The organism is Pusillimonas sp., assembly GCF_044464525.1.
Taxonomy (GTDB): Bacteria; Pseudomonadota; Gammaproteobacteria; order Burkholderiales; family Burkholderiaceae_B; genus Pusillimonas.
In genome coordinates, this window is record NZ_JBIQLE010000027.1 from 1 (window position 1) to 12,578 (window position 12,578).

The following is a 12,578-nucleotide window of genomic DNA, read 5'->3' on the forward strand; positions in this document are numbered from 1 at the left end:
TCGGGCGGTTTGCGGCAGCGCCCTCCAACGCCCGTTTTTGGCTCCCTGGCCTCCGCCGGCTTACAGGTGGGCAAGTACGGCAGCGTTCAAGAACTCAACTTGACGTTTAAACAAGGCAAGACATCATTCTCGGCAGAACACAAGATCAACACAATGATATTTCAAGCGCCCGGCACACGTCATGTGTCCTTAAGTTGCGGCCGCCGCGCGTACCTGCCCGCGATGATCGCGCTGGCGATAAGCTGGATCTGATGAAACACCATCAACGGCAGCACAATTGACCCTGCCACGTGCGAGGCGAACAGAATGTTCGCCATCGGGATACCCGTTGCGAGGCTTTTTTTCGACCCGCAGAACAACAGCACAATTCGATCCTCTACGCTAAGCCCCATCAAGCGCGCCAGGCCAAGGCTGATCAACATCACCAGCGACAGCAGAATGACACTGGTCAACACCACGGCAACCATGGAGCCGGCCGAAGTGCGCGCCCAAAGACCGTCGTTCACCGCTGCTGAAAAAGCCGTATACACCACCAGCAAGATGGCGCCTTGATCAAGCTGCTTCAGCATGGCGTTGCGCCGCGCTACCCAAGCGCCTATCAAGGGCCGCGACAAATGACCCGCCACGAAGGGCAGCAGAAGCTGGAGCATAATCTTCCCGATGATGCCGTATTGCAATCCCATCGACCCTGAGCCTGTATCGAGTAAAAGCAGCCCCACCAGCACAGGAGTGATGAAGACGCCCAGCATGCTGGAGGCTGACGCGCTGCATACTGCTGCGGGGACGTTGCCGCGAGCCATTGAAGTGAAGGCGATGGCTGACTGTACCGTGGCGGGGAGGCAGCAAAGAAACAGCAGGCCCGACTGTAGTTCGGGCGTGAGGTAAATACGGGTCAGGGGAGCGCCGATCAGGCCAAGCACGGGGAAGAGCACGAATGTCATGGCGAAGATCACGGCATGAAGCCGCCAATGCTTCATGCCCGATACGACGGCATCGCGTGACAGTCGAGCCCCGTGCATGAAGAACAGCAGGGCGATGGCAAAGGTGGTAAGCCAGCCGAGTAGTTCCGCCGTAACGCCGCGGGCCGGCAGCAGGCTGGCGATCAGCACAGCGACCAGCAGCTTGATCAGGAAAGGGTCGATGCGAAACATGATCTGAATGAGGTTGGTTTTTCTGAAGCGGTGCGAGGATGCTTTGGCCGGGATGCGGCCTTAGGGTTCGGTGCTTGGACTACTCATCGCCAGGGCCATGTCATACGCAGCGCGCAACGAAGCCGGGTCGGCAATGCCCTTGCCGGCAATGTCGAAGGCTGTGCCGTGATCTACGCTGGTGCGCACGAAAGGCAGCCCCACAGTGACATTCACTCCTTGCTCCACGCCCAGGTATTTCACCGGAATCAGGCCCTGGTCGTGGTACTGGGCAACGACGATGTCGAATTCACCGCGTCGCGCGCGCATGAAGATCGTGTCGCCGGGCCATGGTCCGCTGGCGTCCAGGCCCTCTTTGCGCGCCAGTTCAATGGCAGGCCCGATGATGTCGATCTCTTCGGCGCCGAAACGACCGCTTTCCCCTGCATGGGGGTTCAGGCCGGCCACGGCGATGCGGGGCTGGGTTATGCCGGCGTCGCGGCACGCCTGGTGGGCCAGCCTGATGGTGTCGAGCTCGTTTCGCACGGTGATGTGCTCGAACACTTTGGACAGCGGCAGGTGGATGGTGACCAGGATGACGCGTAGCTCGGGGTTGGCCAGCATCATGGCATAGCGGGAAGTGCCGGTACGTTCAGCCAGAATTTCTGTGTGACCCGGGAAATCCACCCCGCCAAGGCGCATGGCTTCCTTGTGAAGGGGGGCGGTTACGATGGCGCGCAAGCGGCCTGCGCGCGCGTCGTCTATGGCTTGGCTGAGGTATTCATAGGCGCCCCGACCGGCGGCGGCGTTCAGCCGGCCAGGTACCAGGCCAGGGGGTAGCGCCGACCAACGATTGACGATTGTAAGGGTGTTGGCTTCCGGGCCTGTCGCAGGCAGATCTTCGAACTTGTCGATTGCGACGATGGGCGGTGTTTGGAGCCGCAGCGCCCCGGCTGTTTCACGCAGCACGCCGGCATCGCCGTACACGATTGCGGGTTCGCCCAGCCCCTGTGCAAAGAGCTTCAGGATGATCTCTGGCCCAATGCCTGCGGCGTCGCCCAGGGTGATGCCTATGGGCCGAAGGCTGGAAGAGGCCGCGCTCATGAAAAGGCCCGCCGGCTGGCGGGCGCGAGTTGGAGCGCCGACGCGAGGCTATAGGGCTTCACTGGCATAGTCGGCAAGGCGTGAGCGTTCGCCTCGTTGCAGCGTGATGTGGCCGGCGTGCGGCCAGCCCTTGAAGCGGTCGACCACATATGTAAGGCCCGAGCTGCCCTCGGTGAGATAAGGCGTATCGATCTGCGCGATATTGCCCAGACAAATGATCTTCGTACCCGGACCGGCGCGTGTGACCAACGTCTTCATTTGCTTGGGTGTAAGGTTTTGGGCTTCGTCGATGATGAGGAACTTGTTCAGGAAGGTGCGGCCCCGCATGAAACTAAGGGACTTCACCTTGATGCGGGAACGGATGATCTCCATGGTGGGGTTTTTGGCCCACTCTTGGCCTGCACCTGAAGCCAAATCATTGCCCGCGCCCAGATGCAGCACTTCAAGGTTGTCTTCGAGGGCGCCCATCCAGGGCAGCATTTTTTCTTCTTCGGTGCCCGGCAGAAAGCCGATGTCGTCACCGACAGGAACGGTAGCCCGGGTGATAATGATTTCTGAGTAACGTTTTGCTTCAAGTGTTTGGGTCAAGCCCGCCGCCAAAGCCAGCAGGGTCTTGCCGGTTCCGGCCTGGCCCAGCAGCGAGACGAAATCGCAATCAGGGTTCATCAATAAATTGAGCGCGAAATTCTGTTCGCGGTTACGTGCCGTGATGCCCCAGACATTGTTCTTGCCGTGGCTGTAGTCGCGCAAGGTGGCCAGCACGGCGCTTTTGCCGCTGACTTCCTTGACTTGGGCGTACAGCGGCAGATCGCCTTCGAAATAAACGAATTCATTGACAATGAATTCGGCGCACATGGGGCCTTTGACGCGGTAATAGGTGGTGCCGCCTTGCTGCCAGGATTCGACGTCTTTGCCGTGTTTGGTCCAGAAGTTTTCGGGCAGCGGCATGACGCCGTCGTAAAGCAGGTCGGAATCGTCAAGGACGTGGTCGTTGTAATAGTCTTCGGCATCCAGGCCCAGCGCCAGCGCCTTGAGCCTCATGTTGATGTCCTTGGACACCAGAATGACCTGACGCTTGGAGTATGCGGCTTGCAGCGCATGCACGACGTGCAGGATGACGTTGTCGGCCTTGCCCAACGGAAGCTCGATAGGCAGCTCGGAAGACAGGGCGCTGGTCTGGAAGTGCAGCGAACCCAGCGCCTCTTGATTGCCCAGCGCGTCAAGCGCCATGCCCTTGGATAGATCGTCGCCGGCGCCGACAAGGCCGTCGAGGAAGCGGCTGACTTGCCGGGCGTTGCGCGACACTTCGGACATGCCCTTTTTTTGATGGTCGAGCTCTTCGAGCACGATCATGGGCAGGAAGATGTCGTGCTCTTCGAACTTGAACAAAGAATTCGAATCGTGCAGGAGCACATTGGTGTCCAGCACGAACAGTTTGCGCTTGGCAACCGGCAAGCGTGTTTTCTTGGCTGCCCTGGATTTGACGACGGCCAAGTTCGGCTGCTTGGCAGAGGGGGCTACAGGTGTTGCCTTGGTTTCAGCGGCTTGGCGTGCGACGGGAGCCTGCGCTGGTTCTGGGGCGCTCGCTGCATCGGCTTCGATGGCGTCATCAGCCAGGGACAAAATGGTTCCCATACGGGTAGGCAACTTGGGCAGCGGCATGAGGCGTAGGCTCCTTGTGGTGAACGTGACGTCGGGGCGGTGCGCTGCGGGCTGTTCAGCCGGCGGCTTCGCGCACGGCTTCGAGCACCGCCTCGACGTGTCCCGGTACGCGCAGGCCGCGCCATTCGCGAACCAGCACGCCTTGCGGATCAATTAAAAAGGTACTGCGTTCGATTCCCCGTACCTGTTTACCGTACATGTTTTTCATCTTCATGACTCCGAAGAGATTGCACAGTGCTTCGTCGGTATCGGCGACCAGGGGAAAGGGCAGGTTTTGCTTTTCAGTGAAATTGCCATGCGTCTTGAGAGAGTCGCGCGAGACGCCGATGATGCGGGCGCCCGCTTTTTCAAAATCGGCGTGTAAATCGCGAAAGCCCTGCGCCTGGGTGGTGCAGCCGGGCGTGTGGTCTTTGGGATAGAAATACAGCACGGTCCAGGCGCCGGCTAGCGAGGCCTTGGTGATGTCGCCATGGGTGCCGGCGGCGGTGAAGTCGGGAATTGGCTTGCCGACTGTGGTCTGACTCATTGTGTGGGCTCCAGAGGCAGCAGGGCGGCGACCACGCGCCGCCCTTCGGCCATCAAGATGTTGTAGGTGCGAGCGGCCGCCTGGGTGCTCATGGATTCCACGCCTATGCCCATGGCAAGAAACTCGCTGGTGGTTTGTGCCGGCAGCAGGTGTTGTTTCTTGCCGGTGCCTACCAGTAGTACTTCGGGGGCATTGGCGGGGCGGGAGGGTGCGGCGCCATCGAGAAAATCCATGGGGTCGACGCGAGTTTCGGTCAAGCCCGCAGCCTGCCGCAGGAGCGACGGGCCGATGGCTTCCGGGGCGCTGGCCGGCCAGTGGTGGATGTCGCCCTCGGGGCCGAAATACACGGCGTGCCGATATGTAATGGCATTGATCTCGATGTAGTCGTCTCCGTAGGCGGTAACGGTGTTTAGCGCGGGGTTGGACTCAGACTGTAATTGCACTCGTTTTGCTCCCTTCTGCAGCTTGATCATAGCGCAAATGGTTTTGCATGTGGCGACGGCAAAAACAGGGTTTGCGCCCCTGACGGGCAGGCTGGGCGCAACTTGCGGGCGCTGGGCTCCGTCTTTTTTACGGCGCCATCGTGATCGTTTAAACTAACGGGTTATCTTTCGCATCGTAGTGTTGCCGCAGCCTATTCCTGTGTTTCGCGGCTTTCTCTTTTGGCCCCCAAGGATTCCCATCATGACGAATTTTCCTCGCATCGAGCGCCTGCCTCCCTATGTATTCAATATTACGGGCGAGCTCAAGATGGCGGCGCGCCGCCGCGGAGAGGATATTATCGACATGTCGATGGGCAACCCCGACGGACCAACGCCCAAGCACATTGTGGATAAGCTCATCGAGGTGGCCAGTCGGCCCAATACGCACGGATATTCCGTATCGAAGGGCATTCCTCGTCTTCGACGGGCAATTTCGGGCTGGTACCAGCGGCGCTACAACGTTGCGATAGACCCTGATCTTGAGGCTATCGTTACCATCGGCTCCAAAGAAGGTCTGGCCCACTTGATGCTTGCCACGCTCGATCGCGGCGACACCGTATTGGTGCCCAATCCCAGTTACCCGATTCATATCTATGGGGCGGTGATCGCCGGCGCCAGCATCCGTTCGGTGCCGATGGTGCCGGGCGTCGACTTCTTTGAAGAAATCGAGCGGGCGGTTCGCGAAAGCATACCCAAGCCCAAAATGATGATTTTGGGCTTTCCCAGCAACCCCACGGCCCAGTGCGTCGACCTGTCTTTTTTCGAGCGCGTGGTATCGCTTGCAAAAGAACACAACATTCTCGTGGTTCACGACCTGGCTTACGCAGACATCACTTTCGACGGTTACGTGGCGCCGTCCATCATGCAGGTTGAAGGCGCCCGCGATGTGGCGGTCGAATTCTTCACCATGAGCAAAAGCTACAACATGGCCGGCTGGCGCGTCGGCTTCATGGTGGGCAACCGTGAGTTGGTCAACGCGTTGGCCCGGCTCAAAAGCTATCATGACTACGGAACGTTCACCCCCATACAGGTAGCGGCCATCGCGGCGCTGGAAGGCCCGCAAGACGATGTCCAGCGCGTGGCCCAGTTGTATCGCAGCCGGCGCGACGTCCTGGCCAAGGGCTTGCATGAAGCGGGGTGGATGGTCGATATTCCGAAGGCGTCCATGTACATTTGGGCAAAGATACCCGAGTTCTACCAAGAGCTGGGTTCGCTCGAATTCTCGAAAAAGCTGTTGGCCGAAGCGAAAGTTGCGGTGTCACCCGGCGTAGGCTTTGGCGAATACGGCGACGATTACGTTCGGTTCGCCCTGATCGAAAACGAGCAGCGCATCCGGCAGGCGGTGCGAGGCATCAAGGAAATGTTCCGAAAGGACGGATTAAGTAAATGAAAGCAGTGAAAGTTGGCTTGTTGGGGCTGGGCGTCGTCGGCGGCGGCACCTGGAAAGTATTGGCGGACAATGCCAGTGAAATCCAGAGACGCGCGGGTCGGCGCATCGAGGTTACGGGCGTTGCGGTACGCGACATCCAGAAAGCAGAGGCCCTGATCGGCGATGCGGCCTACATCACGCAAGACGGAATGCGCGTCGTGCGTGACCCCGACATCGACGTTGTGGTCGAGATGATCGGCGGCGAAACCGTGGCGCGCGACTGGATCATGGAAGCCATTGCGCATGGCAAGCACGTGGTCACCGCCAATAAGGCGCTGTTGGCCCGCCACGGAAACGAGATCTTCGCAGCCGCCGAGGCCAAGGGCGTAACCATCGCCTACGAGGCGGCCGTAGCGGGTGGCATTCCTGTCATCAAGGCCATACGCGAGGGCCTGGCGGCCAATAATATCCAGTGGCTGGCGGGCATCATCAACGGCACGAGCAATTTCGTGCTGTCCGAAATGCGTTCGCGCGGCTTGTCTTTTCACGAGGCGTTGGCCGAAGCCCAGTTGCTCGGCTACGCCGAGGCCGACCCCACCTTCGACGTGGAAGGGGTGGACGCTGCCCACAAGCTCACTTTATTGGCCTCGATCGCCTTCGGTATTCCGGTGCAGTTCAACAAGACGCACACCGAGGGCATCTCCCATCTTGCGCGTGAGGACATCGCCCACGCCGAGCGCCTGGGCTACAGAATCAAGTTGCTGGCGATCACCCGCCGCAGCGAGCGCGGCATCGAATTGCGCGTGCATCCCACCCTCATTCCGGCCGAGCGCTTGCTGGCCAACGTCGAAGGGGCGATGAACGCCGTGCTCGTCAGCGGCGATGCCGTCGGGCCCACGCTTTATTACGGCCCAGGGGCGGGCGGGCTGCCCACTGCCTCGGCGGTTGTGGCCGATCTGATAGACGTTGCGCGAGCGCTCGAGGTGAAGCCCGGGCAACGGGTTCCGCACCTGGGCTTTCAGCCTGTGTCGGTGGTGGATATTCCTGTGCTCTCGATGGACGACGTGGTCTCTTCCTATTACCTGCGCTTGCGTGTCGAAGACCGGCCCGGTGTGCTGGCCGATCTGGCGCGCATTCTGGCCGACGCCGATATTTCAATCGGCTCGATGTTTCAGGAACCCCATGGCGACAACGACGCCGATATCATCTTTCTGTCGCATCAAGCGCGCGAAGGCAATGTCGAAGACGCACTTCGAAAAATCCAGTACCTGCCTTTCGTCAAATCCAAGATCACCCGTCTGCGCATGGAGCACCTGCTATGAAATACCGCTCGACCCGCGGGGGGATGAACCCGCTGCCGTTTTCCGACATTTTGCTCGAAGGCCTGGCCCCCGACGGCGGGCTGGCCTTGCCAGAGACCCTGCCACAAGTCACTGCCGAGCAACTTGAAGCCTGGCGCACGCTTGATTACGCCGGGCTGGCCACCGAGGTTTTGGGCCTGTTCATCGATGATATCCCGCGTGAAGACCTGAGCCGGCTCGTGCAGGCGGCCTATGCTCCGGGTGTGTTTGATTCGCCCGACGTGGTGCCGCTCAAGCCGCTGCGCGACAACGTCAGCCTGCTGGGTTTGTCGCAAGGCCCCACGCTGGCGTTCAAAGACATGGCCATGCAGTTTCTGGGCCAGGTATTTGAGTACGTATTGGCCAAGCGCGGTACCACCCTGAACATCCTGGGCGCCACCTCGGGCGACACCGGCTCGGCGGCCGAGTACGCCTTGCGGGGCAAGAAAGGGGTGGCTGTATTCATGTTGTCGCCGCACGGGCGCATGAGTGATTTCCAGCGCGCCCAGATGTATTCTCTGCAAGACTCCAACATCCACAACCTTGCGCTAAAAGGTGTGTTCGACGAATGCCAGGACATTGTCAAAGCCCTGGCAAGTGATCTCGAATTCAAGTCGGCCTATCGATTGGGGGCGGTCAACTCGATCAACTGGGCACGAATCGCCGCGCAAATCGTCTATTACTTCTGGGGCTGGCTGCGCGTCACCTCGGGGCCCGGCCAGCAGGTGTCATTTTCTGTGCCCACCGGCAACTTCGGCAATATTCTGTCGGGACACCTGGCGCGCGAGATGGGACTTCCCATCGCCAAGCTGGTGTTGGCCACCAATGAAAACAACGTGCTCGAAGAGTTCTTCCGCACGGGCATCTATCAACCGCGCTCGGCGGCCCAAACACATGCCACTTCCAGCCCTTCGATGGACATCTCGCGGGCGTCCAACTTCGAGCGCTTTGTATTCGATCTGGTAGGGCGCGATGCGGGCAGGGTGGCTCAGCTTTGGCAGCAGCTTGAGCGTGACGGCCGATTTGATCTAAGCGAACTCAAGCCCCAGTTCGAATCGCGTTACGGCTTCGTGGCGGGCGTCAGCACGCATCAAGACCGCCTGAAGACCATACGCTCGGTGTACGACGACACCGGAATACTCATCGACCCTCATACGGCCGATGCGGTCAAGGTGGCCGCGGAGCATCCCGACCCGGATATCCCCATGCTGGTGCTTGAGACCGCACTGCCGGTTAAGTTTACGGAAACCATCCGCGAGGCGACCGGACAGGTCGCTCCGGTGCCCGAGCACTTGCAAGATCTTTCCAGCCTGCCGCAGCGGGTGCAGATCATGGATTGCAAAGCCGCGCACGTCAAAGACTATATCCGTCAGAACGCCAAAATATAAAACAAAGCCTGCATTGTGCAACGCGTAATCTAGGGGGCGTGCCGTGTCGATCCTGAGCAACGTTCTTGCAGTGGGAGTCGGTGCGGCCTTTGGAGCAATCGCACGCTGGCTGTTGGGAATCTGGCTCAATCAGGCAGCTTCCACGCTGCCCTGGGGCACGTTGGCCGCCAACCTGGTCGGCGCCTATCTCATCGGTCTGGCACTGGGGTGTTTCCTGCTTTTTCCCGAGACGCCAGGATGGCTAAAGCTTCTGGTGACCACCGGGTTTCTGGGCGGGTTGACGACATTTTCCACCTACTCGGCTGAAACTGTGGGCCTGATCGAGCGAGGCCAGGTGCTGTCGGCTATTGCTTACTCGGGGCTGAGCTTGCTTGGGGCGTTGCTGTTCACCGGGCTGGGGTTGTGGACAGTTAGCGCAGTGCGTTGAGCTTCATGCAGTTCAAATGCCGTCCCCCAGATCGCAGGTGTGGCCTGCGTTTACAGCACGTGCGGCCGCCAAGCCGCTGCGTACCGCGCCTTCCAGCACGGCCGGATAGCCGGTGTCGGTCCAGTCGCCGGCCGCGTATACCTGTGGCCAGGGAGTGATGTTCGAGGGGCGTTTCAGGCCTGGTACCGCGGCGAAGGTGGCGCGTTTTTCGCTAATCAGCTCATAAGCGCGCACTGCGGGCACAGGGGCGAACTGCGTTGCTTGCTCATTAATCTGTTCCAGCACTCCATCCACAATTTCCTCCACCGACCAATTTGGCAAATCGACTGCGTGGCTTATCACCACGTTAAGGCGGCTTGTGGCTAGTGGCTCGTCGAGAAACACATTGCAGTGAAACAGCCACTGGCCGAAATGGCGTCGCTTCGGATGCTCGGCAAGCATCAGCATCGCGTGAGGCATATCCCAGTGGTCTGAAAGTTCAAGCGTCAGTGTGGCGATGGGCAGGGGTTCGAAGGCGCTGAGCATGGCAAGATACTCTTGCGAGCCGGGCGTGCAGGGTAACTGGCCCAACAGGCGACGGGCGGGTTGGACGTTGGTGGCTATCACCACTGCGTCGAAAGCTTGACCCTCAATAAGCACGCCGCAACCATCCGCTTCCAGATGGCGAACGGCATGCCCGCGCTTGATACTGATTTCAGCGGGAAGTTGTTCCGGCCACAAGCTGGATAGATCCACGCGCGAGATAAGCACCCGGCAAGCATTTGGGCCTGCGCCCAGGCTGTCGCGCAGCACATTGGCGAATAGTTGCGCACAGGCTCGGTGGGTGGGTGTGTTCATCGTTGCCAGGCAGAGTGGTTCCCAGAAGCTTTGGATCAGGCGTGGCGATTGTCGGCCACGCGCAAGCCATTGGGCGACAGTTGGCTTGCCGGCGGCCGCCTTCTTCTGTTTTTGCTGCTGAGTTGAACGTGCGCCAAGGTCGGTGATCCAGTCGCGCCAAGACAGCCGGCTCAATAATGCGGCGAGCCGCAACCTCTCCATCCAGCCTATGCCTTGGGCGCGTAACAATGCAACGGGCAGGGCCAAGGGGCCGGCAATATCCGGTACTCGCAATGCAAAGCGCTGATCCGCCGATTGCAGGGCCAGGGGCATGCCGTACAGCAAGGCATCAGGATCCAGCTTCAAGCGGCGCATAAGCGCGAGAGTTTCCGTGTAGGCGCCCAGCATGATGTGCTGGCCGTTGTCCAGCGTGGCGTCCAGTTTGGGCCAATGCACGCCGCGAGCGCGGCCGCCCAGCCTGTGGCCGGCTTCGAACACAGTGACGCCATGCCCGTTATGATGCAGTTCAAGGGCGGCGCTCAGGCCTGCCCAGCCGGCGCCAATGACGGCGACGTTCATCGGGACAGGCGTTTGATCAGGCCGCGTCCGCCGCCCACCCAGGTCTTCCAGGCCAGCCAGAATTTGCGTATGGGCGTCAGCGAAACGCGTTGTTCCAATACATGCCAGCCGTCGCGCTCTATTTCGTCGAGCAAAGCGTGATAAATGGCGGCCATTGCCAGGCCGGGCCGCTGCTTGCGGCGATCTGCTTCCGGCAGTGCCAGCATGGCCTCGCGATAAAATTGGCGCGCGCGTTGGGTCTGAAAACGCATCAGATTTTCGAACCGCTCGGAGTGCTGGCTGGCGAGAATTTCCGAAGCCTTGACGTCGAATTTCTGTAATTCGTCGATGGGCAAGTAGATGCGCCCGCGCCGGGCGTCATCGCCAACGTCGCGAATGATGTTGGTCAGTTGGAACGCCAATCCCAGTTTGTCGGCATATTCAAGGGTGTTGTCGTCGGTGTAGCCGAAGATGCCCACGGATAGCTCGCCCACTACACCTGCCGCATGCCAGCAATAGGTGCGCAAGCCTGGCCAATCCAGGTAACGGGATTGATCCAGGTCCATTTCCATGCCAGCGATCACCGCATGCATGCGCTCTGCGGTGATGCGGCGTTCGGCCAGGTGGGGAAACAGCGCCCGCGTAACAGGGTGCTCGGGCTTGCCTGCGAACATCTTGTCCACTTCGGCATGCCACCAGGCCAGCTTGCTGCGGGCCACCGAGGGGTCGCTGCATTCGTCAACCACGTCATCGACTTCACGACAAAAAGCGTATAAGGCGGTAATTGCCTTGCGTTGCTCCGGCGGCAGGAACAGAAACGAGTAATAGAAGCTTGAACCGCTTGCCGCGGCCTTGTTCTGGCAGTATTCGTCGGGACTCATTGCGTGGTCGAAGCCGGATAATGATAAAGGTGCGCGGCGTCGCGAAGCGTACGCCATGAAAGCACAACCCAATCGCGCTTGCGCAGCGTGGGCCGATGTTGAAACACGTCGTAGTGTAATTGTTCCATGCGCTCAAGGATACGAAGGCCGCCCAGCGCCACCATGCGCAGTTCAAGGCCGATGCGGCCGTGAAGCCTGCGCGCCAGCGGCAGGCCTTCAAGCAGCAGGCAGCGAGCCTGGCCCACTTGTTCCCGCATCAGCGATTGCCAGGAACTGTCGCAACGGCCCTGGGCGATGTGAGATTCATCCACGCCGTGACGGACAAGCTTGTCTTGCGGCAGGTAGACGCGCGATTTGTTCCAATCGATGGCAACATCCTGCCAGAAATTGGTCAGTTGCAGCCCGGTACATACAGCGTCCGCCTGGCGCAGGTTTTCGGGGTGGGTTGCGCCATACAGATGCAACATCAGACGCCCGACCGGATTGGCCGAGCGGGTACAGTAGTCCAGTAGCGCCTCGTCGTCGGGATAGCGGTGGATAGTGACGTCCTGCTCGAAGGCCGATAGCAGGTCGAGGAAGGGTTGCAACGGCAAGCCATGCGCATGCACAGTTTGCGCCAGGGGAGCGAAGACATGGTACAGAGGGTCGCTCTTGGCCATTCCGGCTTGACCTTCATGCATGCACAGCAACGCCTCCCGGTAGGCGGCCAGCTTATGAAGCCGCAGTGCGGGAGCGTCGTCGCCCTCATCGGCGATGTCGTCGGCGCTGCGGGCGAAATGATAGATATGCGAGACCGGCGCTCGCAGGCGCCGGGGCAGCAATAAGGAGGCAACCGGGAAGTTTTCATAGTGCTCCCGCGGTTGCACATCGAATGTCGACATGGATTAGACTTTCGCTA

Annotated in this window: 12 protein-coding genes; 4 read left to right on the forward strand and 8 right to left on the reverse strand. The window is 60.1% G+C overall.

Translation table 11 applies throughout. From position 1 onward, the window contains the following. Window positions 1–179 precede the first annotated feature (179 nt). The 5 genes from ACIY1O_RS13710 to ACIY1O_RS13730 are packed head-to-tail and all read right to left on the reverse strand — an operon-like array spanning window position 180 to window position 4,862. Entirely contained in the window at window positions 180–1,151 is a 972-nt protein-coding gene (locus ACIY1O_RS13710; protein ID WP_397475657.1) for a bile acid:sodium symporter family protein, read from the reverse strand. A gap of 60 nt (window positions 1,152–1,211) precedes the next feature. Next, window positions 1,212–2,231, reverse strand: coding sequence for a 4-hydroxythreonine-4-phosphate dehydrogenase PdxA (gene pdxA, locus ACIY1O_RS13715; RefSeq protein WP_397475658.1), 1,020 nt, complete (start codon window positions 2,229–2,231; stop codon window positions 1,212–1,214). Window positions 2,232–2,279: 48 nt separating this feature from the next. After that, the gene (locus ACIY1O_RS13720; RefSeq protein WP_397475659.1) at window positions 2,280–3,893 is read right to left on the reverse strand and encodes a PhoH family protein; all 1,614 of its coding nucleotides are present in this window, start codon (window positions 3,891–3,893) and stop codon (window positions 2,280–2,282) included. Window positions 3,894–3,948: 55 nt separating this feature from the next. Then, a complete protein-coding gene (locus tag ACIY1O_RS13725) occupies window positions 3,949–4,419 on the reverse strand; it encodes a peroxiredoxin (protein ID WP_397475660.1) in 471 nt (156 codons plus the stop codon). Continuing rightward, window positions 4,416–4,862, reverse strand: coding sequence for an Mth938-like domain-containing protein (locus ACIY1O_RS13730; RefSeq protein WP_397475661.1), 447 nt, complete (start codon window positions 4,860–4,862; stop codon window positions 4,416–4,418). Before ACIY1O_RS13730 ends, ACIY1O_RS13725 begins: the two co-directional genes overlap by 4 nt. 241 nt (window positions 4,863–5,103) lie before the next feature. Between ACIY1O_RS13730 and alaC the strand changes: the two genes are divergently transcribed. The 4 genes from alaC to crcB are packed head-to-tail and all read left to right on the forward strand — an operon-like array spanning window position 5,104 to window position 9,425. After that, window positions 5,104–6,291: an alanine transaminase gene (gene alaC / locus ACIY1O_RS13735; RefSeq protein WP_397475662.1), complete on the forward strand. Its 1,188-nt coding sequence runs from the start codon at window positions 5,104–5,106 to the stop codon at window positions 6,289–6,291. Then, entirely contained in the window at window positions 6,288–7,592 is a 1,305-nt protein-coding gene (locus ACIY1O_RS13740; RefSeq protein ID WP_397475663.1) for a homoserine dehydrogenase, read from the forward strand. Before alaC ends, ACIY1O_RS13740 begins: the two co-directional genes overlap by 4 nt. Continuing rightward, complete coding sequence (thrC, locus tag ACIY1O_RS13745; protein WP_397475664.1) at window positions 7,589–8,998, forward strand: threonine synthase; 1,410 nt, start codon at window positions 7,589–7,591, stop codon at window positions 8,996–8,998. The genes ACIY1O_RS13740 and thrC overlap by 4 nt, the downstream gene beginning before the upstream one ends. A 43-nt stretch (window positions 8,999–9,041) precedes the next feature. Continuing rightward, window positions 9,042–9,425, forward strand: a complete 384-nt coding sequence (crcB, locus tag ACIY1O_RS13750; protein WP_397475665.1) for a fluoride efflux transporter CrcB — start codon at window positions 9,042–9,044, stop codon at window positions 9,423–9,425. Between the two features lie 12 nt (window positions 9,426–9,437). Here the strand turns inward: crcB and hpnE are convergent, their stop codons facing one another. From hpnE to hpnC, 3 genes are read right to left on the reverse strand one after another with little or no spacing between them, the layout of a single operon-like run. After that, on the reverse strand, window positions 9,438–10,820 hold the full coding sequence (hpnE, locus tag ACIY1O_RS13755) for a hydroxysqualene dehydroxylase HpnE (protein ID WP_397475666.1): 1,383 nt from the start codon (window positions 10,818–10,820) through the stop codon (window positions 9,438–9,440). Then, the gene (gene hpnD / locus ACIY1O_RS13760) at window positions 10,817–11,680 is read right to left on the reverse strand and encodes a presqualene diphosphate synthase HpnD (RefSeq protein ID WP_397475667.1); all 864 of its coding nucleotides are present in this window, start codon (window positions 11,678–11,680) and stop codon (window positions 10,817–10,819) included. The genes hpnE and hpnD overlap by 4 nt, the downstream gene beginning before the upstream one ends. Then, window positions 11,677–12,561, reverse strand: coding sequence for a squalene synthase HpnC (gene hpnC, locus ACIY1O_RS13765; protein ID WP_397475668.1), 885 nt, complete (start codon window positions 12,559–12,561; stop codon window positions 11,677–11,679). The genes hpnD and hpnC overlap by 4 nt, the downstream gene beginning before the upstream one ends. Window positions 12,562–12,578: the final 17 nt, after the last annotated feature.

Coding starts and splice junctions, on each gene's coding strand:
- ACIY1O_RS13710 (WP_397475657.1), bottom strand. CDS start 1,151: ATGTTTCGCATCGACCCTTTCCTGATCAAGCTGCTGGTCGCTGTGCTG.
- pdxA (WP_397475658.1), bottom strand. CDS start 2,231: ATGAGCGCGGCCTCTTCCAGCCTTCGGCCCATAGGCATCACCCTGGGC.
- ACIY1O_RS13720 (WP_397475659.1), bottom strand. CDS start 3,893: ATGCCGCTGCCCAAGTTGCCTACCCGTATGGGAACCATTTTGTCCCTG.
- ACIY1O_RS13725 (WP_397475660.1), bottom strand. CDS start 4,419: ATGAGTCAGACCACAGTCGGCAAGCCAATTCCCGACTTCACCGCCGCC.
- alaC (WP_397475662.1), top strand. CDS start 5,104: ATGACGAATTTTCCTCGCATCGAGCGCCTGCCTCCCTATGTATTCAAT.
- ACIY1O_RS13740 (WP_397475663.1), top strand. CDS start 6,288: ATGAAAGCAGTGAAAGTTGGCTTGTTGGGGCTGGGCGTCGTCGGCGGC.
- thrC (WP_397475664.1), top strand. CDS start 7,589: ATGAAATACCGCTCGACCCGCGGGGGGATGAACCCGCTGCCGTTTTCC.
- hpnE (WP_397475666.1), bottom strand. CDS start 10,820: ATGAACGTCGCCGTCATTGGCGCCGGCTGGGCAGGCCTGAGCGCCGCC.
- hpnD (WP_397475667.1), bottom strand. CDS start 11,680: ATGAGTCCCGACGAATACTGCCAGAACAAGGCCGCGGCAAGCGGTTCA.
- hpnC (WP_397475668.1), bottom strand. CDS start 12,561: ATGTCGACATTCGATGTGCAACCGCGGGAGCACTATGAAAACTTCCCG.